Consider the following 24,534-nt stretch of genomic DNA (forward strand, 5'->3'; position numbering starts at 1 on the left):
GCGCGCGGTAGGGAAACCGCGCGAGGTTGGGACGGTCTGACCTGCAGCGGCCTCATCCCAAGACGGGTAAGGCCGCTGCAGGTCAGGCGGGCCCGCTGCGGTCAGCCTGCGACCAGTACGCGGATCGCTTCAAGGCGCAGCGCTGCTTTGGCCAACATGGCCAGGCCCTCTTCGCGCTGCTTGCGCAACGCGTCGATTTCACTGTCCCTCACGCTTGGGTTGACCGCTTGCAGTGCCACCAGGCGTGCGAGCTCTTCGTCGGCCTCGGCGGCCAGGCGTCGTTGGGCTTCGGCCACCCGTTGCTCGTGTAGCGGGACGATCTTTTCTTCGCCGCTGCCGATACGCTTTGCAAGCACGTCGCGCTGTGCCTGGACGAACTTGTTGGCACTGGCACGGGGTACGCTTTCGAGCTGATCGTTCAGGGTCTCGAATGCTACCCGCGACGCCAGGTCATTGCCGTTGGCATCAAGCAGGCAGCGCAGGGCGGCTGGCGGCAGGTACCGGCCCAGTTGCAAGCTGCGCGGCGCGACCACCTCGCTGACGAACAGCAACTCGAGCAGCACGGTCCCAGGCTTGAGCGCCTTGTTCTTGATCAGCGCCACAGCGGTATTGCCCATCGAGCCGGACAGCACCAGGTCCATGCCGCCTTGCACCATCGGGTGCTCCCAGGTCAGGAACTGCATGTCTTCACGCGACAGCGCCTGGCCGCGGTCATAGGTGATGGTCACACCTTCGTCATCGCCCAAGGGGAAGCTGGCATCGAGCATCTTCTCGCTGGGCTTCAGGATCAGCGCGTTTTCCGAATGGTCTTCACTGTCGATACCGAACGCATCGAACAGGGTCTCCATGTAGATCGGCAGGGCGAACTGATCGTCCTGCTCAAGGATGGCCTCGACCAGCGCTTCACCTTCGCCGGCACCACCGGAATTGAGTTCGAGCAAGCGGTCACGGCCGGTATGCAGCTCGGCTTCGAACCGCTCACGTTCGCTTCGCGCTTCGTTGACCAGGCTGTCCCAGGCCTTGCTGTCATCGCTGTCGAGCAGTGCCAGCAGGCGGGGGCCGAACTGATGCTGCAGGGCGTTACCGGTGGGGCAGGTGTTGAGGAAGGCGTTGAGCCCTTCGTGGTACCACTGGAACAGGTGCGCTTGCGGCGTGCCTTGCAGGTACGGCACGTGCAACTCGATGGTGTGCTTCTGGCCGATACGGTCCAGACGGCCGATACGTTGTTCGAGCAGGTCGGGGTGGGCAGGCAAGTCGAACATCACCAGGTGATGAGCGAACTGGAAGTTGCGCCCCTCGCTGCCGATTTCCGAGCAGATCAGCACCTGGGCGCCGAATTCTTCATCGGCGAAGTAGGCCGCCGCGCGGTCGCGCTCCAGGATGCTCATGCCCTCGTGGAAGACCGAAGCCGGAATCCCGGAACGCACGCGCAGGGCGTCTTCCAGGTCCATGGCGGTCTCGGCATGGGCGCAAATGACCAGCACCTTGGTGCGCTTGAGCATTTTCAAGGTGTCGATCAGCCAGTCGACCCGCGGGTCGAAGCGCCACCAGCGCTCTTCCTGCGCCTGGTCCACTTGGGACTGGAACGCGACCTCAGGGTAGAGCTCGGCGTGTTCGCCCTCAGGCAAGCTGGCGTATTGCTCTGGGTTAGGCAGTGGGTGAGGGTGCAACTGCCGCTCAGGGAACCCCTGGATGGCGGCACGGGTGTTGCGGAACAGCACTCGGCCCGTGCCATGGCGATCGAGCAGCTCGCGGATCAGTCGGGCGCTGGCCTGGCTGTCTCCGTCGTTGACCGCCGCGAGCAGCGCGTCTCCCTCGGCCCCGAGGAAACCCTGGATGGTGGCGTGGGCCTTCGGCGACAAGCGCCCCTCGTCCAGCAGTTCCTGCACTGCCTCGGCCACTGGCCGGTAGTGCTCGCTTTCGGCGCGGAAGGCCGCCAGGTCATGGAAACGGTTGGGGTCGAGCAGGCGCAGACGCGCGAAATGGCTGTCCTGGCCCAATTGTTCAGGGGTTGCAGTGAGCAGCAGCACGCCGGGAATGACCTGAGCCAGCTGTTCGACCAGTGCATATTCGGCGCTGGCGTGTTCCTCGTGCCAGACCAAGTGGTGCGCCTCATCGACCACCATCAGGTCCCAGCCCGCCGCGAACAGCGCATCCTGGGCTTTCTCGTCGTCGACCAGCCACTCCAGTGCGACCAGCGCGAGCTGGGCGTCCTCGAAGGGGTTGCTGGCATCACTTTCAATGAACCGTTCGGCATCGAACAGGGCGACCTGCAGGTTGAAGCGCCGGCGCATTTCCACCAGCCATTGATGCTGAAGGTTCTCGGGCACCAGGATCAGCACCCGGCTGGCGCGGCCGGTCAGCAGTTGGCGATGAATCACCAGGCCTGCCTCGATGGTCTTGCCCAGGCCCACTTCGTCGGCGAGCAGTACGCGAGGTGCGCTGCGGTCGGCTACTTCGCGGGCGATGTGCAACTGGTGGGCGATGGGCTGGGCACGGCAGCCGCCCAGGCCCCACAGCGTGGACTGCATCTGCTTGCTGGTATGCTGCAGGGTGTTGTAGCGCAGGCTGAACCAGGACAGCGGGTCGATCTGGCCGGCGAACAGGCGGTCGCTGGCCAGGCGGAACTGGATGAAGTTCGACAGCTGGGTCTCCGGCATCGTGCGGGGCTGATTCTGCCCGTCGAGCCCGTGATAGACCATCAGGCCGTCGATGTCCTCGACTTCCCGCACGGTCAACTTCCAACCTTCGAAGTGAGTGATCTGGTCACCTGGCGAGAAGCGCACGCGTGTCAGCGGCGCATTGCGCAGGGAATATTGGCGGGTATCGCCAGTGGCCGGGTAGAGGACGGTCAGGAGGCGGCCATCCTGCGCCAGGATGGTACCCAGGCCGAGCTCTGCCTCGCTGTCGCTGATCCAGCGTTGCCCCGGTTGATACTGCTGCGCCATACTGCCTGCACTCCCGCGATGAAAAGCCGATTATGTTAACGGATCGGCCGGGCAGACCAAAGTGCCGAGTGCACCTGAGGGTGCCGAACGGTCTCGGCCGGTGCATCAGTCTAGCCGTTTCGTCGCTTCCTGCCGTGCCGACGAGGGTTCTGCATCCCATGCCTGCCAAGCCTCTTTGCGTTGTCTTGAGCCTCACAGTCGGCGGTCTGCTCGTGGCAGGCTGCGAGCCGAAGACCTTCGAAATGTTGCCACCTATCCCCATGGAGCAACTGGAGGTGCTGGGCGTGCAGGCACCGCTCAAGAGCGTGCACTACCGCGACAGTGACGGCGAAGGGCTGCTGGTCTTGAGCCGTGTCGATGGCCAGGCCAGCGACCCTGAAAGTGAGCAGGAAGTGGACAAGGTCGTGCTCAAGGCGACCTTGTACGGCCGAAGCAAGGCGCAGGAGGCCTTCCAGGCGCGCTGGCAGATCGATCAGCAAACCACGTGTCCGGGTTTGGACCTGGACGTGGACTTCTACACCGATGTCAGCGGCGTGGCCGACCTCGACCAGAACGGTGCGGCCGAGGTGACAGTGGCCAGCCATGCGTTCTGCGGAGGAGGTGTCGAGCCCCATGACATCGCCATCGAGATGCGGGACGGGCAAAGGGTCTACAGCATCACGGGCCAGTCGCTGATCACGCCGGCCGGCGAAGATCCGATCGGCGGCGAGCGCCAGGACAGTGCCTCGCTCAGGGCCGCCCCGGCCTGGGTTCGGGCTCATATGGATGCAGTGTGGCAGCAGGTCTACCAGCGTCCCTGGAGCGAAACCGCCTTGCAGGACCAGGATGAGGCGGCGGACGAACCGGGCTAGAAGTTGTCCATGACTTCAAGGCAGCGGCAGGGCTGCCGATACAGGGCTACAGGAGAACCGCCATGCTGCCACCGATCATTCCGCTCAGCGCTGCCCCGGTCACCTCGCAGCAGGACCCGGTCAAACCGACCCCGGATATAAAGCCGGTAGTGCCGGCGCAGCCTGCATCCGGTGAAAGTGCAATCGACCTCAAGCGCCAACGTGACCCGCAGGAACAGCAGTTGCTGCTGCGAGAGGAGCAGCGCCGGCAGCAGCAACGCCAGGGTAAAGGCAAAGGTAACGATGAGCGATTCGACGCGTTGCCGGGCCATGAGGTCAACGCCGACAACACCGTGCCAGTGGTGCCCTTGATGGGTGAGCCCGTGCGCCAGGGGCTGCTGGTGGACATCGAAGTATGAAACGGGACTGGCAAGCGTCTGGTTCTGGCCCCATCATGCAGTATCCGTAGCGTGTAGAGCCCAGTATGAGCCAAGACAATCTCATTGATTTCGATGCCGAACGTGCACGCCGCGTGCATGACATCAAGGAAAAGCGCCTGAACGAGATGCGCGATGCTTTCGAGCAGGCACTGCCCTTGAATGCTGCCAAGAAGAAGTCCAAGCGCAAGCCCAAGAAACGCTGATGCTTGACGCAGGTCAACCCTGCACCCGCCCGCGCGCCCGTCCCCGGGCGTCATTGACCCTGGTCAATTTCCTCCCGCCTGACATTGGTTACTGTTCTCCCATCGGACAACGGCAAACAAATGGAGAGGTCGGCATGTTCTTCGACAACGTGGTTATCGCAGGCGTGGTAACGGTGGGGTTGATGGTGGCTTTCTTCGCCGGTCTAGGCATTTTCATCTGGAAGGACTCGAGCAAGCGCAAGCGCCCTTGACCTTCTCGATTCACGAGCACGCAAGGCATTTAGGGCGACTTCGGTCGCCCATTTTTTTGCCTGGCATTTGTTCCGGCGACGTGGGCCGTTACGCGCGGGCGTGGCTGGCAGCGGCAAGCATTTCCGTTTGAAGGCTACGCAGCGCGTTCCATTCATCGTGAGGTGGGGCATGACCATTACATCCCAGGATATCTGCAATGCAGCCGAGCAGCTCAAGGGCTTCGTCGGCTTTCACGGTAAACGTGGCCTCTATATCGTGCGTTTCTCCGAGGATGCCTTCGGCATGGATATCGCCGACGACAGCATCACCCCCAGCAACGAGTTCGTATGGCGACCCGAACAGGGGCATCGCATGGCCTTGTGTCGCGAGCGGCTGGGCCTGTTGCTGGAGCAACGCATGGATGAGCGGCTGAATGTGAGTGAGCCGCTCAGGGCCTACCTTCGTCGGCACGACCTGCCGGAGATTGTGGCCGAGCGGCGCTTGCACCCGGCAGGCGTCATCGCGCCAGCGATATGAAGGCGGGGGGCTCGGCAGAAGGCGTCACGCTGGTATCGGCACGATGAGTGGCCATGACGCGATCCCGGCCGTTGCGCTTGGCTACATACAAAGCGGTGTCCGCCTGGCGTAACCAGCCGTCGGGCGTCTCCAGCGAGGGGTCGAACGGGCACAGGCCAATGCTCAAGCTGATGCGCAGGTGCGGTGTCTGCGGGTCGCGGTAGGCCGCCACGCGCTCGCGCAGGCGCTCCATGGCCTGGCAGGCCTGGGCTTCGGTGGTGCTCGGCAGTATCACGCAAAACTCGTCACCCCCGTAGCGACCGGCCTTGTCGCCCTCGCGCAGGGCGCCGCGCAACTCGATGCTCACCTGGCGCAGCACCTGATCGCCCACCACATGGCCGAAAGTGTCGTTGATGGTCTTGAAATGATCGATGTCGATCAGGGCAACTACCGCTTCACTGCGCTGTTTCCTGCACCCGTGAAAACGCCTCGCCATAAGGTCTTTCCAGGCGCCGTGGTTGAGCAGCCCGGTCAGGCTATCGGTCAGGCTGAGGGTGTTGAGTCGGCGTTTGTGCTCGGCCAGCTTGATTGCCAGTCGATAGCAGACCCACCCTAGCGCCGCCGGGTACAACGTCAGCATCGGCAGGCAGGCGTAGACCTGAAAGGCGGTGGCGTCGGGTTGAAATTCCGCCCCCAGCAAGACGCAAGCCGTAAGCATGCCTGCCACTTGCGCCATGCCTGCGCGAATAGCCAAGGCCTTGCCGCCGGCTGCGACGTTGTTCATGGTGATCATCGATAGAACGGTAACCGTCGGCAGCGGATTGAACTGCATGGCACCGGCCCAGAACCCACCCATTAGCGAATCAAGAAAAAAGTTGCGTTGCTCGGCCTGGTAGGGGGTTTTGGACCGGGCCGCCCACAGATAGGCCAAATGTGGCCACAGCAAGCCGTTGAACAGCATGAATGCCCAAACCCAGGCGGGGGGAGACAGGGGTTGCACTGCGGCCATTACCGCGAAAAGCCCCACACCCTTGCCCAGTACCCGTGGCAGATAAATCCGTTTGGCAAACGAAAGGCCCTTGCCGGTGCGTGTGTCCATGGGTGTGATCTCTGTCGGAGCGCTTATCGCTTAACGTGCGCGAGTATTCTGGGCCATGGGCGGTGCACGAGACATGGCCTTGCAAGCCAAATCACGGGTGATGCGAGCAGTGGAGGCGAGTATGCCTGACTGGGATCTGAAAGAAGACGGGAAAGCTGGGCAGCGTTGTCGGCACGCCTTTGCCCAGCTTCCTTATAGAAGAAAAAGAGATGTTACCCGCACGCGGTAAGGCTACGTTTCATTTTTGCTGATCGCCTTGGCGTTTTCGCGAGGGCTGTTCATCTTTGAGTAACTGCGACGGCGATTTGCCGCTGTCGCTGCGCACCTGGGCATGGCTGATCAGACCAAAGATGAGACTGCCGCCGATGATGTTGCCGGCCAGCGTAGGCAGGGCAAAGTGCAGCAAGAAGTTGCTCCAGGTTTCTTCACCTGCCCAGACCAGATACGAGACCTCTACCGACCCCACCACGATGTGGGTAAAGTCGCCCAATGCCATGAGGTAGGTGATGACCAGGATGATCCAGATCTTGGCGTGCTCCATGGAGGGGATCATCCAGACCATGGTGGCGATCATCCAGCCGGATACGATGCCTTTGGCAAACATCTGGCTAACGTCGTTCTCCATTACTTTACGCCCCACCTCCAGGAACGCGATGTCTGTCTTGGTATCGAAGATGGGCAGTTCGAGCATTACCCAGGCCACCAGCAAGGTACCGGCCAGGTTGCCGGCCAGGACCACGCCCCAGAGACGCAGCAGGCGACCGAAGTTGCCTAGCGTTGGCGTCGTCATCACCGGCAGGACGGCGGTCAGAGTGTTCTCGGTGAACAACTGCTGCCGTGCGATGATGACGGCTAGGAAGCCGGCGCTGTAGCCGATACTGGCGATGACCTGCGCGCTCTCGCCGTCCGGCAGACGCGAGTACAGAAGACCCATGGCCATCAGTGACAGCCCCATGGACAAACCAGCGGCAAGGGCTGACCACCAGAGCGCAGCCAATGTACGTTCCAGTTCCTGGTCGCCCTGCAACCGGATGGTTTCGTGGAGCACTGCCGCACGTGGCGGCTGGTTGGAGCTGACCTCCTGTTGTTCGTCTGCAGACAGGCCCGGGGTTTTCTCGCTTTGCGCCTCGCTCATTACCGCTACGCTCCGTGGTGGGTTTATCTACAGATTCACCGCGGCCTCATTAAGTTGCGGGGAATGGGGCGGTACGTGTGCAAAAGTTTTTAAATCAAAGGGTTGACTCAAGATTCAAAGCGCGTATTATTCGCCACCTCGCAGCGAGTAACGCAGCGGGGAAGTCGGTCAGCGGTTGAAGTTTCAAGTCTTCGAGTAAGGCGCTTCAAAAAACTTCAAAATAAACGCTTGACAGGCAGTGAGGAAAGCGTAGAATGCGCGCCTCGGTTGAGACGAAACGCTCTCAGCCAAACGCTCTTTAACAAATCGAATCAAGCAATTCGTGTGGGTGCTTGTGAGTACGGACTGATAGTCAGAAAGATTATCAGCATCACAAGTGGCCATGCGAGAAATCACATAGTCATTTGAGATTGCTGAGCCAAGTTTAGGGTTTCTTAAAAACCCAAGCAGTATTGAACTGAAGAGTTTGATCATGGCTCAGATTGAACGCTGGCGGCAGGCCTAACACATGCAAGTCGAGCGGATGACGGGAGCTTGCTCCTTGATTCAGCGGCGGACGGGTGAGTAATGCCTAGGAATCTGCCTGGTAGTGGGGGACAACGTTTCGAAAGGAACGCTAATACCGCATACGTCCTACGGGAGAAAGCAGGGGACCTTCGGGCCTTGCGCTATCAGATGAGCCTAGGTCGGATTAGCTTGTTGGTGAGGTAATGGCTCACCAAGGCGACGATCCGTAACTGGTCTGAGAGGATGATCAGTCACACTGGAACTGAGACACGGTCCAGACTCCTACGGGAGGCAGCAGTGGGGAATATTGGACAATGGGCGAAAGCCTGATCCAGCCATGCCGCGTGTGTGAAGAAGGTCTTCGGATTGTAAAGCACTTTAAGTTGGGAGGAAGGGTTGTAGATTAATACTCTGCAATTTTGACGTTACCGACAGAATAAGCACCGGCTAACTCTGTGCCAGCAGCCGCGGTAATACAGAGGGTGCAAGCGTTAATCGGAATTACTGGGCGTAAAGCGCGCGTAGGTGGTTTGTTAAGTTGGATGTGAAAGCCCCGGGCTCAACCTGGGAACTGCATCCAAAACTGGCAAGCTAGAGTACGGTAGAGGGTGGTGGAATTTCCTGTGTAGCGGTGAAATGCGTAGATATAGGAAGGAACACCAGTGGCGAAGGCGACCACCTGGACTGATACTGACACTGAGGTGCGAAAGCGTGGGGAGCAAACAGGATTAGATACCCTGGTAGTCCACGCCGTAAACGATGTCAACTAGCCGTTGGAATCCTTGAGATTTTAGTGGCGCAGCTAACGCATTAAGTTGACCGCCTGGGGAGTACGGCCGCAAGGTTAAAACTCAAATGAATTGACGGGGGCCCGCACAAGCGGTGGAGCATGTGGTTTAATTCGAAGCAACGCGAAGAACCTTACCAGGCCTTGACATGCAGAGAACTTTCCAGAGATGGATGGGTGCCTTCGGGAACTCTGACACAGGTGCTGCATGGCTGTCGTCAGCTCGTGTCGTGAGATGTTGGGTTAAGTCCCGTAACGAGCGCAACCCTTGTCCTTAGTTACCAGCACGTTATGGTGGGCACTCTAAGGAGACTGCCGGTGACAAACCGGAGGAAGGTGGGGATGACGTCAAGTCATCATGGCCCTTACGGCCTGGGCTACACACGTGCTACAATGGTCGGTACAGAGGGTTGCCAAGCCGCGAGGTGGAGCTAATCTCACAAAACCGATCGTAGTCCGGATCGCAGTCTGCAACTCGACTGCGTGAAGTCGGAATCGCTAGTAATCGCGAATCAGAATGTCGCGGTGAATACGTTCCCGGGCCTTGTACACACCGCCCGTCACACCATGGGAGTGGGTTGCACCAGAAGTAGCTAGTCTAACCTTCGGGAGGACGGTTACCACGGTGTGATTCATGACTGGGGTGAAGTCGTAACAAGGTAGCCGTAGGGGAACCTGCGGCTGGATCACCTCCTTAATCGACGACATCAGCCTGCTGATGAGCTCCCACACGAATTGCTTGATTCATTGTAAAAGACGATGTTGTAAAGCGACCCTGTTATAGGTCTGTAGCTCAGTTGGTTAGAGCGCACCCCTGATAAGGGTGAGGTCGGCAGTTCAAATCTGCCCAGACCTACCATTACTTGGTTCAGCCGTAGAATACGGGGCCATAGCTCAGCTGGGAGAGCGCCTGCCTTGCACGCAGGAGGTCAGCGGTTCGATCCCGCTTGGCTCCACCAATCCTTCAGGCTTAAGGTTTGCAGCACTGTTCAGAATACAGAAATGAACATTCCAGCGTGAATGTTGATTTCTGATTTTTGTCAGACCGTTCTTTAAAAATTCGGATATGTGATAGAAATAGACTGAAGACCAGTTTCACTGCTGGAATTCAGGCTAAGGTAAAATTTGTGAGTTCTGCTCGTAAGAGCGACGTGCGAATTTTCGGCGAATGTCGTCTTCACAGTATAACCAGATTGCTTGGGGTTATATGGTCAAGTGAAGAAGCGCATACGGTGGATGCCTTGGCAGTCAGAGGCGATGAAAGACGTGGTAGCCTGCGAAAAGCTTTGGGGAGTCGGCAAACAGACTGTGATCCAGAGATCTCTGAATGGGGGAACCCAGCCAGCACAAGCTGGTTATCTTGTACTGAATACATAGGTGCAAGAGGCGAACCAGGGGAACTGAAACATCTAAGTACCCTGAGGAAAAGAAATCAACCGAGATTCCCTTAGTAGTGGCGAGCGAACGGGGACCAGCCCTTAAGTTGATTTGAGATTAGTGGAATGCTCTGGAAAGTGCAGCCATAGTGGGTGATAGCCCCGTACACGAAAATCTCTTATCAATGAAATCGAGTAGGACGGAGCACGAGAAACTTTGTCTGAATATGGGGGGACCATCCTCCAAGGCTAAATACTACTGACTGACCGATAGTGAACCAGTACCGTGAGGGAAAGGCGAAAAGAACCCCGGAGAGGGGAGTGAAATAGAACCTGAAACCGTATGCGTACAAGCAGTGGGAGCCTACTTTGTTAGGTGACTGCGTACCTTTTGTATAATGGGTCAGCGACTTATATTCAGTGGCGAGCTTAACCGAATAGGGGAGGCGTAGCGAAAGCGAGTCTTAATAGGGCGTTTAGTCGCTGGGTATAGACCCGAAACCGGGCGATCTATCCATGGGCAGGTTGAAGGTTAGGTAACACTGACTGGAGGACCGAACCGACTACCGTTGAAAAGTTAGCGGATGACCTGTGGATCGGAGTGAAAGGCTAATCAAGCTCGGAGATAGCTGGTTCTCCTCGAAAGCTATTTAGGTAGCGCCTCATGTATCACTGTAGGGGGTAGAGCACTGTTTCGGCTAGGGGGTCATCCCGACTTACCAAACCGATGCAAACTCCGAATACCTACAAGTGCCGAGCATGGGAGACACACGGCGGGTGCTAACGTCCGTCGTGAAAAGGGAAACAACCCAGACCGTCAGCTAAGGTCCCAAAGTCATGGTTAAGTGGGAAACGATGTGGGAAGGCTTAGACAGCTAGGAGGTTGGCTTAGAAGCAGCCACCCTTTAAAGAAAGCGTAATAGCTCACTAGTCGAGTCGGCCTGCGCGGAAGATGTAACGGGGCTCAAACCATGCACCGAAGCTACGGGTATCACCTTATGGTGATGCGGTAGAGGAGCGTTCTGTAAGCCTGTGAAGGTGAGTTGAGAAGCTTGCTGGAGGTATCAGAAGTGCGAATGCTGACATGAGTAACGACAATGCGAGTGAAAAACTCGCACGCCGAAAGACCAAGGTTTCCTGCGCAACGTTAATCGACGCAGGGTTAGTCGGTCCCTAAGGCGAGGCTGAAAAGCGTAGTCGATGGAAAACAGGTTAATATTCCTGTACTTCCAGTTATTGCGATGGAGGGACGGAGAAGGTTAGGCCAGCCTGGCGTTGGTTGTCCAGGTTTAAGGTGGTAGGCTGAAATCTTAGGCAAATCCGGGATTTCAAGGCCGAGAGCTGATGACGAGTTGCCTTTAGGCGATGAAGTGGTTGATACCATGCTTCCAAGAAAAGCTCCTAAGCTTCAGATAACTGGGAACCGTACCCCAAACCGACACAGGTGGTTAGGTAGAGAATACCAAGGCGCTTGAGAGAACTCGGGTGAAGGAACTAGGCAAAATGGCACCGTAACTTCGGGAGAAGGTGCGCCGGCGAAGGTGAAGGGCTTGCCCCGTAAGCTTTTGCTGGTCGAAGATACCAGGCCGCTGCGACTGTTTATTAAAAACACAGCACTCTGCAAACACGAAAGTGGACGTATAGGGTGTGACGCCTGCCCGGTGCCGGAAGGTTAATTGATGGGGTTAGCGCAAGCGAAGCTCTTGATCGAAGCCCCGGTAAACGGCGGCCGTAACTATAACGGTCCTAAGGTAGCGAAATTCCTTGTCGGGTAAGTTCCGACCTGCACGAATGGCGTAACGATGGCGGCGCTGTCTCCACCCGAGACTCAGTGAAATTGAAATCGCTGTGAAGATGCAGTGTATCCGCGGCTAGACGGAAAGACCCCGTGAACCTTTACTATAGCTTTGCACTGGACTTTGAATTTGCTTGTGTAGGATAGGTGGGAGGCTTTGAAGTGGGGACGCCAGTTCTCATGGAGCCATCCTTGAAATACCACCCTGGCAACTTTGAGGTTCTAACTCAGGTCCGTTATCCGGATCGAGGACAGTGTATGGTGGGTAGTTTGACTGGGGCGGTCTCCTCCCAAAGAGTAACGGAGGAGTACGAAGGTGCGCTCAGACCGGTCGGAAATCGGTCGTAGAGTATAAAGGCAAAAGCGCGCTTGACTGCGAGACACACACGTCGAGCAGGTACGAAAGTAGGTCTTAGTGATCCGGTGGTTCTGTATGGAAGGGCCATCGCTCAACGGATAAAAGGTACTCCGGGGATAACAGGCTGATACCGCCCAAGAGTTCATATCGACGGCGGTGTTTGGCACCTCGATGTCGGCTCATCACATCCTGGGGCTGAAGCCGGTCCCAAGGGTATGGCTGTTCGCCATTTAAAGTGGTACGCGAGCTGGGTTTAGAACGTCGTGAGACAGTTCGGTCCCTATCTGCCGTGGACGTTTGAGATTTGAGAGGGGCTGCTCCTAGTACGAGAGGACCGGAGTGGACGAACCTCTGGTGTTCCGGTTGTCACGCCAGTGGCATTGCCGGGTAGCTATGTTCGGAAGAGATAACCGCTGAAAGCATCTAAGCGGGAAACTTGCCTCAAGATGAGATCTCACTGGGATCTTGAATCCCCTAAAGGGCCGTCGAAGACTACGACGTTGATAGGTTGGGTGTGTAAGCGCTGTGAGGCGTTGAGCTAACCAATACTAATTGCCCGTGAGGCTTGACCATATAACACCCAAGCAATTTGCTTCTGCAGATTGCGGTGGTGAAGATGACATGAACCGAAAGTTCGCAACACATCACAAACATCACATATCCGGATTCGCTGGGCTGTCCAACAGGACATTCTGGCTACAGAATTTCTTGACGACCATAGAGCATTGGAACCACCTGATCCCATCCCGAACTCAGTAGTGAAACGATGCATCGCCGATGGTAGTGTGGGGTTTCCCCATGTGAGAGTAGGTCATCGTCAAGATTCATTTCGCAAAACCCCTATCTGCGTATGCAGGTAGGGGTTTTGTCTTTGGGACTACCCAAAATTATTGCAGCTGAATAGATGGTTTGATCTGTAAGGTCATGCTTACCATCTGAATCGTAGAATCCTACCGACTTATCAGAAACGCCCGACTGTATCCGGTTAACGAAAGCCGGCTCTACTGGCTTCCTTCTAAACGATCAAAAGAGGGAAGGCATCATGGCCGCATTCAGCCCGGCACGCATTGCCGTCATCCAGTTCGCGCCTCAGGTGGGGCTTGAACATTGCGCTGGTAACCTCGCCAAGAGCGTGGCATTGGCACGCAGCGCCGCGCGTGCTGGAGCCAACCTCATCGTGCTGCCCGAACTCACCAACACGGGCTACACCTTTGTGTCGCGGGCAGAGGCCTTTGCTCATGCCGAAACACTTGAGCACGGCTCTAGCGTGCAGGCCTGGGCAGACCTTGCCGAGCAATACCAGGTCTACTTGGCTGCCGGATTCGTCGAACAGGATGGATTGAAACTGTATGACAGTGCGGTGCTGTTCGGCCCGAGCGGTTTGCTCGGGCATTACCGCAAGGCTCACTTAGGGGCCCAGGAAAACTTGTGGTGTGCCCCAGGTAACCTGGGCTTTCCAGTGTTTGACACATCGATAGGCCGCATAGGTCTGTTGATTGGCGGTGATATCTGGTTCCCGGAAGTGCCACGACTGCTGGCAGCCCAAGGGGCCGATCTGATCTGCAGCCTCAATAACTGGGTCTGGACACCACCACCGCTATTCGATCAGGCAGACCGGTGCATGGCCAACTACCCGACCATGACGGCCGCCCACATCAACAATATCTTCATTGCCGCTGCCAATCGTATCGGTGACGAGCGAGGTAGGCGGTTTTTGGGATGTTCACTGATTGCCGGAACCAACGGCTGGCCTATTGGCGAAGTGGCCAGTGCACAAGAGCAGACCATCGTCTATGCCGATATAGACCTGAGCAGTGCTCGCTCGGCCCCCTGCAATACCTTGAATGACGCCCCCCGTGTTCGGCGTACAGATCTTTATGATGTGACGCTCGGTTATCGCCTGCATGCGGCCATGCCGCTAAGGAAGTGAGCACGCTATTCAGGCATACCCACATGATGCGTATGAAGCGCGCAGGCGCTCTGCAGGAGGTGTTTATGTTAGGGTGCACGCATACCCGACTGCCAGGACCCTACTGCATGTTTTTACCGCTTACAGAAAAAGAGCTCAATCGCCTTGAAGACATGTTGATCGTCTACGGCAATGACTACTCGGTCATCAATCTGGCAGAGCTCAACGGCTTCTTCACCGCCCTGGCTAGCTCACCCAATACCGTCCAGCCTATGGAATGGCTGCCAGCGGTAGCCGGCGGTCACGTTCCCAAGTTCAAGAAGCCTGCTGACGAAGAGGCCTATACGGCATTAATGTTGCGCTACGCCAGTCAGGTTGCCGAAGACCTGGAAGACGATGTTGATGGCTTCGAACCGCTTTTTGAGCAAGGCGAGGGCGATCAGGGTACCGAAGTCGTCATGGAGGAGTGGTGCTTTGGCTACATGCGCGGCACTCAAGTCGCTGGGTGGGCTGCCCTGCCTACAGAACAGGATGCGCTGCTCAAGACTATCTCGCTACATGGGTTGGAAGATAACGTCGAGCTATTGGATCAGATGTCCGAACAGAATATCCAGCAGTGCGTGCCCCAAGTCATCGATGCCGTTCGCCAGCTCTATCGCTTCTATTCAAGGCAGCGGTAAGGCCATCGAAGACCGCGAATTTGATGAACTGAGCAAGTTGGGGTTCAAACAGCCATACGGTGCCACAGTCCCCACGTTGTATAGGCTCAGCACAGGCTCTACCTCCAATCACCTTCTGTCGCGGGCGCCACGCAGGCCCATTGTTTCGATCAGCGAAATTGAGGCTTGCTCCAGGCGCTGATTCTGCTTCTACGTCGATACATGCAGTATGGCTCCACCAGCGCTATGCCGGCGCTGACTAGGAGCCATGCCAATGTCCAACCCAATAAAGCTCTACAACTTCCCCAAGTCCGGTCACGCGCACCGCATCGAGCTCATGCTTTCCCTGCTTGCGTTGCCCACCGAACTGGTTTTCGTGGACCTGGCAGCAGGTGCGCACAAGCAACCCGAGTTCCTGGCCCTGAACCCTTTCGGTCAGGTGCCGGTGATCGATGACAACGGTACGGTGATCGCTGATTCCAACGCCATCCTGGTGTACCTGGCCAAGAAATACGACAACGGTGCATGGCTGCCCGAAGATCCAGTGGCAGCGGCTGCTGTGCAACGCTGGTTATCGGTAGCGGCCGGCCCGCTGGCCTTCGGTCCGGCCGCCGCGCGCCTGGTAACCGTATTCGGCGCGGCATTCAATACCGACGAGGTCATTGCTCGCGCCCATGCGCTGCTCAAGGTGATCGATACCGAGTTGGCCGAAAGACCGTTCCTGGCAGGCCATACCCCAACCATCGCCGACATCGCCAACTACTCGTACATCGCCCACGCACCTGAAGGCAATGTGTCGCTGGAGCCCTACGCCAATGTGCGCGACTGGCTGATGCGAATCGAAGCGTTGCCCGGCTTCGTGGCCATGCCACGTACTCAGATCGGGCTGCAGAACAACGCCTGACACTTTGCCGCCCCGAGGACGTCGCCATGCAGCACACACTCGACCATCGCCCATCGCCTTGGCACCCAGGCGAGAAAACCCTGCAGGAAAAGGTGGGTGTTGCAGCGCGCATGGAGGCGGTGGGGCATAAGGTCATTCGCGACTACATGCCCGATCAGCACCGCACCTTCTACCACCAGCTGCCGTTCATTGTTGCCGCCAGCGTGGACTCGCAGGGCCGTCCATGGGCGACCCTACTGGAGGGGCCGGAAGGTTTCATCCGCTCGCCCCATCCACGTGAGCTGATAATCGATACCCAACCGCCAGCCGACGATCCGGCGACGCCAGGGCTGGCCGACGGGCAGGCAGTCGGTCTGCTGGGTATCGAACTGCACACCCGTCGGCGCAATCGCCTCAACGGCCACATCCAACAGGCCACCCAGGGGCAGTTGCAGGTGACCGTGGCTCAGTCATTCGGCAACTGCCCGCAATACATCCAACGGCGCGACTACACCCGGGTTGCGCAACTGCTCCAAGGGCGCGTCGATTCCACAGCGCTGGATGCCGATGCCGTCAGCCTGATCCAGGCAGCCGATACCTTCTTCGTTGCCAGTTATGTCGAGCACGCCGACGGCCAGCGAGCGGTGGACGTCTCCCACCGTGGCGGACGACCCGGCTTCGTCAGGGTTGAAGGCAGCCTCCTGACCATCCCCGATTACGCCGGGAACCTGCACTTCAATACCCTGGGCAACCTGCTGGCAAACCCCCGGGCTGGGCTATTGTTCATCGACTTCAGCAACGGCAACGTGCTGCAACTGTATGGGCGTGCCGAGCTGGTGCTGGACAGCCCCGACACTTCCCTGTTCGAGGGTGCCGAGCGTCTATGGACGCTGGATGTCGAGCAGGTGGTATGGCGTCCGGGCGCAGTTGGCCTGCGTTGGGCATTCAAGGACTACGCGCCAACCACGTTGGCGACCGGCACCTGGCCCCGCCTGCTGCAACCTTCGCAACAGGCGCAATGGCAACCTTGGCGTGTGCTGCGGGTAGAGCAGGAAAGCGGCGATATCCGCTCGTTCTACCTTGAGCCACCTGGCGCTACCGCAGTGACGTTCGCGCCAGGGCAACATGTGCCCGTGCAAATCCCGCTGGACCCGCATAAGCCTCTGATCCGCACCTACAGCCTGTCCAGCGCACCCTCCGACGGCCATGTGCGTATCAGCGTCAAAGCCCAGGGGCCCGCTTCGCGATATTTGCATGAGCGCGTCGTGGCAGGCGATGTACTGCAGGTGCGCCCGCCCGTAGGCAGTTTCACGCTCGATTTGAACAGCACCCGGCCGCTGGTACTGATTGGCGCTGGCGTGGGTATCACGCCTTTGCTGGCCATGTTGCGCGAGCAGTTGAAGCAGGGGCAGGCGCGGGTCATTCATCTTTTCCAAGGTGCCCGTAGCTTGGCTGATCTGGCATTCCACAAGGAACTGGCCCACTTGCAACATTACGCCGCAGGGCTGCTGCACGTGTACCGCGCCCTGAGCCAACCCGAAGACCACGCCCAGCCAGGCCGTGACTATCAGTTTGCCGACCGGCTGGGTATCGAGCACGTCAAAGCCACACTGACACTCGATGACTACGACTTCTACCTGTGTGGCCCAGGCAACTTCACCCAGGACTTCTACCAGGGGCTGCGTGGCCTGCATGTGCCGGACGCGCGGATTCATGCCGAAGCGTTCGGCCCGTCAAGCCTTCGCCGCCACCTCGACGCCGGCCAGCCGACGCTGCAGCAGCCGCTTGCTGCCAGCGAGCCAGTGGCGGTGCATTTTGCAGCATCAGCTAAGCAGGCACAGTGGTCACCCTCCAGCGGCACACTGCTGGAGCTGGCCGAAGCACATGGCCTGTCGCCGGAATTCAGTTGCCGGGGTGGAACCTGCGGCACCTGCAAAACGCGGTTGCTCAGTGGCCAGGTGCATTACCCTAACCTCCCGGCCGAAATGCCGGAGAGCGGGACCGCGCTGATCTGTTGTGCGGTGCCAGCGAACATGGATGAGCCGGGGCAGGCGTTGATGCTTGATATCTGATCGGCCAGAACAGGCAGCACCAGCGCCTCGAATCAACCATAATGCCCGCATTCCCGCCCCCAGGAGCCCGCATGGACCAGATCCACCTGATGAAGGTGTTCGTCGCCGTTGGCGAACTGGAAAGCTTCGCCGCCGCTGCCCGGCGCCTGGATATCTCCCCGGCGGCCGTCACCCGTGCTGTTGTCGCCCTGGAAGAACAACTCGGGGTGAAGTTGGCGCTGCGTACCACGCGCAGTGTGCGCCTGACCGAAGCCGGCGGCCGCTACCTGGAGGACACCCGGCACATTCTCGCCAGCATCCATGAGGCCAACGAAGCCGCTGCCGGCATCAACGCCACACCCAAGGGCGACCTGGCCGTTACTGCGCCCATCCTGTTTGGCAAGAAGTTCGTCATGCCGTGCATCGTCCGCTACCTGCAGCAGTACCCCGAGGTTGACGTCTCCGCCTACTTCCTCGACCGCATCGTGAACATGGTCGAAGAGGGCATGGATGTGGCCGTTCGTATCGGGCCCTTACCCGACTCCGGGCTCAAAGCACTGCGGGTGGGCAGGGTCCGACGCATGCTGTGCGCCTCTCCCGAATATCTGGCGCGTCATGGCGTGCCAAAGCACCCGTCCGACTTGGCGGAGCATGCAGTGATTGGTACCACCAACCTGTCGCCGCGAGCCGGCTGGCGTTTCGGAGTAATCGGTGAACCGACCCTGGTGCGCATGAAACCCCGCTTGACTGTGACCAGCAATGACGGCGCCATCGCTGCGGCCAGCTGCGGGTTGGGCATTGCTCGCCTGCTGTCGTATCAGGTCGCGGATGAACTGGCCAGCGGGCAGCTGCAGGTGGTTCTGGCCGATTACGAAGAGGCGCCTTGGCCAATCCATATATTGCACCGGGAGAGCAAGTACGGTTCAGCCAAGGTCCGGGCCTTCATTGACATGCTGGCGCAGGCGCTGAAGGCTCGACAGCTGGACTGATTTAACTGAGCAGGGTGAATGTAAAGCAACCTGGGTGGTTCGTGCTGCAGGTCCTTGTGCAGGTTGAGCTTGCCCACCACGACTGCTTGCCGGTACGCGGGCATACGTGCGGCAAGCCAGGGTCATGCGGCAGTGAATCGATTGTAGAGGTCGGCCCGCCTTCCAGATCGAGGTAGTCGGTAATGGGCTAGGCGGCTGGGGTGTGTGGGCCGGCGCGCTTGATGCTGTCTACATCGGTATCTTCGCCCAAGTCTCCCCAAGGGGCGGCGCGTTGTCCAAGTGACAGATGTTCACGTGAATCTCCTCAGCCCTTGCCCCTCTCGGGTGATCGCCTTGAGTCAGCAGCCCTTCAGGTGAACTGAATGAAGAAGAACCCGGCGTCATCGCCTTCCTTGCCACGGCGCGCCTGCATGTCCACGAACAGGTAGCCATTACCTTCGCCAAACAGCCCACCATGTGGCGGACTGGCTTGGGCCACGTCGGCGTCTACCAGTTGCATCATGAACATGTAGCGCGGTGGTTCGTAGATCGGATCCTGCAGCCAGCAAGGGCGACCGCTGGGCTTGCTCAGCCCGATCCCGCTGTCTTCATCCTCATGCTCCTCGTCATGCTCCTCGTCGGTCATTTCTTCGAAATCGATGAACGCTCGCTCCAGCAGCAAGGGCGGGGTGCTGGGCTCCAGTGGATGGCTGGCGAGTTCATGCAGAATGACCCGGGCAAAGCCACCGCTGAGCACGCTCTGCAGTTCAGACTGCTGATTGACCGTATAGCGACGTTGAAGTGGGCGGTTGAAGCTACCATCCTGCTGTTGCGCGACTGCAAGAAAAACGGTGATAGCCATGCCTGGTGGGACGAACCGGGCCGGTTGGAATGGTTCGGTAAGGGTCATGATGGGAGTCATCAGCCCACCGGTTTGCGGGTTGGCCGGCCACAGGGAGAGATCCTTGAGCAAAGGCGCACCACCGATCTGGCCGTAGCCGTGATCTTGTTGGGACAACACGATTTTCTTCATGGCTAGTAACACCCTTTGCTTTTGGCGAACGATTTGGCGTAGCGTCGTGCCGTTCTGAGTTGCTGGATTGTGACATCCCCCTGGCTGACTAACGATTGGTAGATCGCCTTGGACATCAAGCGGATTTCAAGCTTGCCGCTTTTGAGCATCTGGTTAGGCTTGAGGCCCATTGCCTTGCGTAACCGGTTCTCTGCAGCATGCACCTGATCATGGTGCTTCGGCGTCAGGGCAATCGAAGGGTTGCCGCGCAACCTGCGGTTTTTCGGTGCAATACCGGCGTCCTGCAAGAACTTGTTACGCAGAATCTCATGAGCTTCAAGGCCATCGCCTCGGTGCGCCTTGGCACCATACCCCGCGGTCTCGCCTTCCTTCAATAGACCCCATGGGTCGATCCAAGTAAACGGGTTGGGCGCATACTCGTAAAGGTTCAAACCACCGGCCAGACCAATCGGGTCAGGCTGGGTAAAGCGGCCTATCTCCGGGTCGTAGAAGCGGAACAAGTTGTAGTGCAGGCCGGTTTCGCGGTCCAGGTACTGGCCTTGGAAGCGCAGGTTCTGTTTTTCCGGCAGACGGGTAGCCCGCTGTTCATCCCAGCTTGCGCCCCAGGTCAGGTAGCGCGCCGACCACACCTCCTCGCCAGCGTCGTCGGTCAACTGCTCCGGCAGGCCGTTGATGTCATTGTGGTAATGCAGTACCTGCTGGTGAGCACCCAGGCCATCCACCCGGGCCAGCGGTTCATGACCATCGTCCTCGTACAGGTACAACGCCTGCCGGCCATTGTGCTGCTCGCCGAGCAGGCGCAGGCCACTCCAGCTGAAGCGCGTGCGGCCGACCACCTGGCCGTCGAGCGTCGATTCGATCTTCTCGGTACGCCGGCCCATCGGGTCGTAGCGCATGTCGATGATGCGCTCCCGCCCGGGTTGCAAGTTGCGCACCTGGACCAGCCGGTGCTCGGCGTCGTAGCGAAAATGCTGCGTACCGCGGCGACGGCTGCGCTTTTCCACCAGGCGACCGAAGCCATCGTAGCGATAGCGCTTGTCCTCGAAAGTGAGCACGCGGTTGTGCCGGACCAGCCCGGCCCCTGCTGCCCGCGGGTCGAGCAGGTTGCCGGCCGGGTCGTAGCGGAATGCTTCGCGCTGGCCGACAGGGCTGTCTTGGCGCCCCAGCACATAGCCGCAGCCATCATGCTGATAAGCCTGCAAATAGCCGGTGCCCGGATGCTGCACTTCGCGTACGGCCAGTTGGTCGGCCGCGTCGAATTGGTACCGCTGCTGGTCTGGCGCCGGCAGCTGGCGGGGTTGGGTTGCCGGGCGGCGCAGCAGGGTGCGCACGCGCCCGCCACGGTCGTACTGGCGTTGAATCGCCAGGTTGCCCTGCAGGCGCAGCGTCTCCCGGTGTACGCGGTCTCGCTCGAAATCGCACACCACCTTGCCATCGAGGTTGATCTGGTGCAGGTGCCCGCTACCGTAGTACAGGCGGTTGATCCAACGGCCGTCGGGGACTCGCGTGCGGGTGACATTGCCGAGCGGGTCGTACTGATACTGCACGCGGCCCTGCGCGCTGTGTTCTTCGAGCAACTGGCCAAGTGCATCGAAGGCGAAGCCAAGTTCCTCGACCTGGCCATCCACGGCGGTACGGCGGACCGCAACCACGTTGTCCAGGGGGTCATTGCAGTATTCGGTGCGCCCCTCATCGGTATGGCGGGTCAGCAGGCGACCGCCGGCGTCATACGCCATGCGATGAATGATGGGCGCCTCCTCGCTGCCCGGCGCAGGCATGAAGGTCACCTGGACAAGGTTGTCCAGTAGGTCGTACTGGTAGCGCCGCAAGCCGCCGTCCAGGTCGCGTTCGGCGATCAGCCGGTCGCCTGCATCCCATTCGAAACCGTATGCTTCACCATTTTCGTTGTACAGCGCGAGCAGGCGCCCATGGTTATCGTACTGGTAGCGCACCTGTCGGCCGAGCGCATCGGTGCGTAGTTCCAGCTGCCCGCGGCGGTTACGCCGGTATTGGGTAACGTGACCTGCTGTGTCGATGTGCTGTGCCAACAAGCCGCTGGCATCCAGGACAAACGCTTCGCTGCGGCCATCGGGCAAGGTCACGCTGCGCAAGCGACCCTTGCTGTCATGCTGGTAGCCGGTGCGCTCGCCCTGGGCGTCGGTGATCGATTGCAGGTGGCCCAATGTATCGTAGGCGAAGCGGGTCAGATAGCCGGAGCAGTCCCGCTGTTCGACCAGCAGTCCTTGCTCGTTCCAGCGCAGGTGGCGGCTGGAACCATTGGCATCGATGATTTCGACAGGGTTTCCCTGGCTGTCGTGGCGATACCGTGTGTGCTGGCCCAGCGGGTCAGTTTCGCGCGTGCAGTTGCCACGTTGGTCGTAGGCGAATGTCCAGCGGTGGCCGGCCTGGTCGGTCTGGCTGCGCGGCAGCGACCAATGCTCGAGCCACTCGCTCGACTCGCTACGCCCCAGCGGGTCGACCGTTTCGGCAAGATTGCCCGACTCATCGTAGAAAAATTGCCAGCGTCCATCCATGGGATCGCTTGCCTCGAGCAACTGGCGCTCGTCGTTCCATTCGAAGCGCCAGGTCCGCTTGAGTGCATCGGTGTAGGCGGTGATCTGATACTGCGGGTTCCAGTGGCGCACGGCGACGCGGCCAAGACTGTCGGTCACCCGCGTGATGCCAGCGGCCACATCGTATTCGAAGGCGTAGCTGTCGCCGCCGTTGGTCCAGTGTCGTACTACCCGCCAACCGTCCTCATGCTGCGCCCATTCGTAATTGCAACACAGACCGCCCCCAGTACGGTGTTCGATCATGCGTCGGGCGGCGTCGTAAGCAAAGCTGCGCAGCGGCTGACTTGCGCCATCCAGCACCTGAGCCAGGTCACCGTTTACGTCATAGCCATAGCTGGCCAAGCGTTGCGATTCGCCGCTCGCCGCGTGGAAGTCGACGTGGCTCACACGCTGTGGCCATTGCTGGCTGTAGCCGAGCCGGACACGCACCTGATCGAAGGTATCGCGCAACTGGCAAAGACGGCCTTGGTCGTCGTAATCCAGGTAGATCCGGTTGTCGTTGCGATCACCGATCTGGCTCAGGCGCAGTCGGTCAGGCCGCCCCGGGGTCGGCTGGAACAACCGGTACTCGCCTTCGCGGCTTTCGGTCAGCAGCTCGCCGTTGTGCGCCCGGCGTACGCTCAGCCCTTCACCGACGCTGAACACCGCATCACCCAAGGTGATGATGCCCATATCCACCCGGCGGGCCTGCTCGTCGACCAGCACCAGGTGATCGTCTTCGCCAACCTCTACCGAAACTTCGTAAGGCAGGCTCCAGCCCGCGCCGAACAAGCCATCGATCCGCTCGTCGTGGCTGTTATAGAAGCGTTGCCAGGCGATCGGCAGGGTGGCCTGCACGGTGAAGTCGAGGTCTTCATCGCCACACAGGACCTTGCCGCCGGTCGCCGCATGTACCGGGTTGGGCGAACCGGCCATGGCCTGGGTGAGGGCACCGGTCACCTGCCCGGTCACGACGCTGCTCACCCCGCCCACCAGCATGCAGCCGAACTTGCTGTAGAACTTGCCGCCACGCCCGCGCAGCAGCATCAGCGCGGTCACCGCCAGGCCGATGCCCGGCGTCTTGCCGCTGCGTATCTCGCGCACTACGATCGGCTCTCCACCGATGCGCACGTTGCTCGATATCAGGCCACCTTCGACGATCACCGCTTCGCAGGTGCTGCGGTCACCGCTGCGGCAGGCCGGGTGGCCATTGATCAGTACCTTGCTTGACCCTTCGGCCAGATATTGCGGTGGCATGGGCGGGTGCTTGCTGCACAGTACTTTGTCGTCCGGGGCTGGCAGAGTATTGGCGGCTGGCGTGGCCACGGTCGGCCGCCACATCTGCGAGAAGAAGCCCTTGGCCATGTCCAGAAAGCTTTCTTCCTTCGCCTCGCCAGCCTCGGCGCCGGCCGGCTCCAGCGGTGCCGGCGGGCCGGTGACGATGCCGGCAGCACGTGCCGCGCGCATGCCGTTGGTGCGAGTGTTCGGCGAGCCACTGATGATGGTGGCCTGCACCGACGGCGGGAACAGGAAATTTCCGATACCCTCGCATAATCGGCTCAGGCCGGTATCGGCGCCGGTCTTGGCCATGACGACACCGACCACCAGGCCGACCACCGCACCCAGCACGAAGCAGCCCAGGCCACCGGTGGCCACGGTCAGGCCGAACGCCGCCGCCACGGCGGCAGTGGCCAGGGCACCGATGGCCACGGTGGCAGCGATTTCCAGTACACCGCCGACGATGTCTGCCAGCATCGAGGTGTGCATCAGCGCGTCGCCTTCGCGGGCGGCCCACAGGGCGTCGGACATGGTGCGCGATCAGCCCAGGTTGTCGAAATCGAGCGACTGCTTGATGGTTGCCCAGTGCGCCGCGTCTGCTGCGCCCAGCGGGCTGGCCTTGACGTAACTCAGGGCAAACATCTTGCGCGTGCCGGGCAGCACCAGGGCCAGCTGGTACTGGTGGACCTTTTCCTGGCCCTTGCTAAATTGGCTGCTCAGCTCGATGGCGGCGATCGCCTGGGCGGCACCCACCTGCACGGCCTGGGCCGGTTGCATGCGCAAGTCCTTGACCTGTTGTTGCAGGCGCTGCAGCTGGCCATCGAAATTGCTCTGCAAGGTCTCGCCTTCGGCCAGCTGGCTTCGGCTGATGATCAGCGAGGTGGCCAGCGCCTCGAAGCGCAGGATGTTGATGCTGCTGTCCTGCACGGCGGCATCGGGCAGGGCCAGGCGGAATTCGTTGACGCGATAACTCATG

Annotated in this window: 16 protein-coding genes, 2 tRNA genes, 3 rRNA genes and 1 pseudogene; 15 read left to right on the forward strand and 7 right to left on the reverse strand. The window is 59.6% G+C overall.

Features of this window, described 5'->3' with window-relative positions:
* Positions 1 to 101: 101 nt before the first annotated feature.
* Positions 102 to 2,948 (reverse strand): RNA polymerase-associated protein RapA, encoded by a 2,847-nt coding sequence (gene rapA / locus B2J77_RS05185; protein WP_078478110.1) that lies wholly within the window; start codon positions 2,946 to 2,948, stop codon positions 102 to 104.
* Between the two features lie 158 nt (positions 2,949 to 3,106).
* On the opposite strand from rapA, the gene B2J77_RS05190 reads away from it, so the two are divergent.
* The 5 genes from B2J77_RS05190 to B2J77_RS05200 all read left to right on the forward strand — a co-directional run bounded on the left by B2J77_RS05190 (position 3,107) and on the right by B2J77_RS05200 (position 5,189).
* A complete protein-coding gene (locus B2J77_RS05190) occupies positions 3,107 to 3,799 on the forward strand; it encodes a M949_RS01915 family surface polysaccharide biosynthesis protein (protein WP_078478111.1) in 693 nt (230 codons plus the stop codon).
* A gap of 62 nt (positions 3,800 to 3,861) precedes the next feature.
* Complete coding sequence (locus tag B2J77_RS05195) at positions 3,862 to 4,197, forward strand: hypothetical protein (RefSeq protein ID WP_028687605.1); 336 nt, start codon at positions 3,862 to 3,864, stop codon at positions 4,195 to 4,197.
* 65 nt (positions 4,198 to 4,262) lie between these two features.
* On the forward strand, positions 4,263 to 4,421 hold the full coding sequence (locus B2J77_RS21440) for a hypothetical protein (RefSeq protein WP_088523537.1): 159 nt from the start codon (positions 4,263 to 4,265) through the stop codon (positions 4,419 to 4,421).
* A gap of 134 nt (positions 4,422 to 4,555) precedes the next feature.
* The gene (ccoM, locus tag B2J77_RS21750; RefSeq protein ID WP_023535213.1) at positions 4,556 to 4,672 is read left to right on the forward strand and encodes a cytochrome c oxidase subunit CcoM; all 117 of its coding nucleotides are present in this window, start codon (positions 4,556 to 4,558) and stop codon (positions 4,670 to 4,672) included.
* A gap of 169 nt (positions 4,673 to 4,841) precedes the next feature.
* On the forward strand, positions 4,842 to 5,189 hold the full coding sequence (locus B2J77_RS05200) for a DUF2025 family protein (RefSeq protein ID WP_078478112.1): 348 nt from the start codon (positions 4,842 to 4,844) through the stop codon (positions 5,187 to 5,189).
* On the opposite strand, the gene B2J77_RS05205 is transcribed toward B2J77_RS05200, so the two are convergent.
* Positions 5,170 to 6,267 carry a diguanylate cyclase gene (locus tag B2J77_RS05205; protein ID WP_078478113.1) on the reverse strand — a complete coding sequence of 366 codons (1,098 nt, stop codon included), beginning with the start codon at positions 6,265 to 6,267 and terminating at the stop codon, positions 5,170 to 5,172. The two genes, B2J77_RS05200 and B2J77_RS05205, sit on opposite strands and share 20 nt — an antisense overlap.
* Positions 6,268 to 6,505: 238 nt before the next feature.
* Positions 6,506 to 7,402 carry a formate/nitrite transporter family protein gene (locus B2J77_RS05210; RefSeq protein WP_078478114.1) on the reverse strand — a complete coding sequence of 299 codons (897 nt, stop codon included), beginning with the start codon at positions 7,400 to 7,402 and terminating at the stop codon, positions 6,506 to 6,508.
* Positions 7,403 to 7,856: 454 nt separating this feature from the next.
* On the opposite strand from B2J77_RS05210, the gene B2J77_RS05215 reads away from it, so the two are divergent.
* The 10 genes from B2J77_RS05215 (at position 7,857) to B2J77_RS05260 (ending at position 18,716) form a co-directional block, all read left to right on the forward strand.
* Positions 7,857 to 9,393 (forward strand): 16S ribosomal RNA (locus B2J77_RS05215).
* Positions 9,394 to 9,478: 85 nt separating this feature from the next.
* Positions 9,479 to 9,555, forward strand: a tRNA-Ile gene (locus tag B2J77_RS05220).
* A 24-nt stretch (positions 9,556 to 9,579) separates the two neighbouring features.
* Positions 9,580 to 9,655 (forward strand) — tRNA-Ala (locus B2J77_RS05225).
* A 250-nt stretch (positions 9,656 to 9,905) separates the two neighbouring features.
* A 23S ribosomal RNA gene (locus tag B2J77_RS05230) occupies positions 9,906 to 12,798 on the forward strand.
* Between the two features lie 134 nt (positions 12,799 to 12,932).
* Positions 12,933 to 13,048: ribosomal RNA gene (gene rrf, locus B2J77_RS05235) — 5S ribosomal RNA — on the forward strand.
* The 16S, 23S and 5S rRNA genes sit together here with 2 tRNA genes alongside, the layout of an rRNA operon.
* A 219-nt stretch (positions 13,049 to 13,267) precedes the next feature.
* Complete coding sequence (locus B2J77_RS05240; protein WP_078478115.1) at positions 13,268 to 14,155, forward strand: nitrilase family protein; 888 nt, start codon at positions 13,268 to 13,270, stop codon at positions 14,153 to 14,155.
* 107 nt (positions 14,156 to 14,262) lie between these two features.
* Positions 14,263 to 14,814: a UPF0149 family protein gene (locus B2J77_RS05245; protein ID WP_078478116.1), complete on the forward strand. Its 552-nt coding sequence runs from the start codon at positions 14,263 to 14,265 to the stop codon at positions 14,812 to 14,814.
* Between the two features lie 253 nt (positions 14,815 to 15,067).
* A complete protein-coding gene (locus B2J77_RS05250) occupies positions 15,068 to 15,697 on the forward strand; it encodes a glutathione S-transferase family protein (RefSeq protein WP_078478117.1) in 630 nt (209 codons plus the stop codon).
* A 26-nt stretch (positions 15,698 to 15,723) separates the two neighbouring features.
* Complete coding sequence (locus B2J77_RS05255; RefSeq protein ID WP_078478118.1) at positions 15,724 to 17,748, forward strand: pyridoxamine 5'-phosphate oxidase family protein; 2,025 nt, start codon at positions 15,724 to 15,726, stop codon at positions 17,746 to 17,748.
* 71 nt (positions 17,749 to 17,819) lie between these two features.
* Positions 17,820 to 18,716: a LysR family transcriptional regulator gene (locus B2J77_RS05260; protein ID WP_078478119.1), complete on the forward strand. Its 897-nt coding sequence runs from the start codon at positions 17,820 to 17,822 to the stop codon at positions 18,714 to 18,716.
* Between the two features lie 349 nt (positions 18,717 to 19,065).
* Here B2J77_RS05260 and B2J77_RS05265 read toward each other — a convergent pair whose 3' ends face one another.
* The 4 genes and pseudogenes from B2J77_RS05265 to B2J77_RS05275 all read right to left on the reverse strand — a co-directional run bounded on the left by B2J77_RS05265 (position 19,066) and on the right by B2J77_RS05275 (position 24,533).
* Complete coding sequence (locus B2J77_RS05265) at positions 19,066 to 19,728, reverse strand: hypothetical protein (protein WP_078478120.1); 663 nt, start codon at positions 19,726 to 19,728, stop codon at positions 19,066 to 19,068.
* Positions 19,729 to 19,730: 2 nt separating this feature from the next.
* Positions 19,731 to 20,624, reverse strand: a complete 894-nt coding sequence (locus tag B2J77_RS21820; RefSeq protein ID WP_409077310.1) for an RHS repeat domain-containing protein — start codon at positions 20,622 to 20,624, stop codon at positions 19,731 to 19,733.
* 2,361 nt (positions 20,625 to 22,985) lie between these two features.
* A pseudogene (locus B2J77_RS21825) lies at positions 22,986 to 24,089 on the reverse strand (DUF6531 domain-containing protein); the annotation flags it as partial.
* A gap of 9 nt (positions 24,090 to 24,098) precedes the next feature.
* Positions 24,099 to 24,533, reverse strand: a complete 435-nt coding sequence (locus B2J77_RS05275; RefSeq protein ID WP_078478122.1) for a DcrB-related protein — start codon at positions 24,531 to 24,533, stop codon at positions 24,099 to 24,101.
* Position 24,534 lies beyond the last annotated feature (1 nt).

The sequence above is a fragment of the Pseudomonas parafulva genome (assembly GCF_002021815.1).
Taxonomy (GTDB): Bacteria; Pseudomonadota; Gammaproteobacteria; order Pseudomonadales; family Pseudomonadaceae; genus Aquipseudomonas; species Aquipseudomonas parafulva_B.